Raw genomic sequence first — 532 nt, forward strand, 5'->3', positions numbered from 1 at the left:
CAACGCACTGACCGGCACGCCGCTCGCTCGTCTGCGCAAGAAAGAGTGCTGGCTACCGTTCCTGCAATCCATCCTCGAATCGCGCACGGTGCGCGACGCTGCGCGCGTGACCGGCGTGCACCGGACGACCAGTTTCAGGTGGCGCCACCGGTTCGTGTCCGGCGCGATGCGCGACCGGCCGGCGGCGTTGTCGGCCATCGTCGAGGCCGACGAGACCTATCGCCTCGAATCACAGAAGGGCTCGCGCAACCTGACGCGGCGGCCGAGGAAGCGCGGCGGCGTGGCCACGCGGCGCGGGATCAATCGCGAATACGACTGCCTCCTCATCGCGCGCGACCGCAACGGGCAGACGCTGGACTTTCACACGGGCCGGGGGCAAGTGACGGCCGCGCAATTGCATGCGTGCCTCAAGCCGGTCTTGCCGGCCGACGTGTTGCTGATCAGCGACGGGGCCGCGGCGTATCGTCGTTTCGCCGTGCAAGCGGGCATCACGCACGAAGCGGTGAACGTGAAGGCCGGCGTGCGGGCGCGC

General features: G+C 69.4%; 1 protein-coding gene. It reads left to right on the forward strand.

Annotated elements, in window-relative coordinates:
* Positions 1-532 (forward strand): IS1595 family transposase (locus ASC93_RS18065; RefSeq protein ID WP_162251917.1); only part of this gene is annotated, 532 nt, incomplete at both ends.

The sequence above is a fragment of the Massilia sp. Root335 genome (assembly GCF_001425685.1).
Taxonomy (GTDB): domain Bacteria; phylum Pseudomonadota; class Gammaproteobacteria; order Burkholderiales; family Burkholderiaceae_D; genus Telluria; species Telluria luteola.